The sequence below is a fragment of the Ochrobactrum sp. SFR4 genome (assembly GCF_019730395.1).
Lineage (GTDB): Bacteria > Pseudomonadota > Alphaproteobacteria > Rhizobiales > Rhizobiaceae > Pseudochrobactrum.
The window spans coordinates 1-255 of record NZ_JAAPBB010001021.1; the positions used below are offsets into that span (position 1 = coordinate 1).

Annotated in this window: 1 pseudogene; it reads left to right on the top strand. The window is 47.1% G+C overall.

Annotated features, from left to right (window positions below):
• Positions 1-60 precede the first annotated feature (60 nt).
• A pseudogene (locus HBA93_RS22165) lies at positions 61-255 on the top strand (hypothetical protein); the annotation flags it as partial.

The following is a 255-nucleotide window of genomic DNA, read 5'->3' on the forward strand; positions in this document are numbered from 1 at the left end:
TGGGGAACGGCTGAAGCTGTGCTTAAAATACCTTTGAACAGCTTATAAAACGGAGTGCCAATGGCTGAATTATTACGATGTGAGCACTGCGGAAATTACCTTGCAAAAGAGCTTCGCTCATTCCGCTATTTATCGCGTTCTCCAATAGCCCGAAATCCTGATCTCGCAGCGTTCATATTGGCCTGTTCAATGACCATGACCGGCCATGAAATTCATCGGGCTTGTGCGCGGGAATTTGGAAAAAGAAAAGCGCCG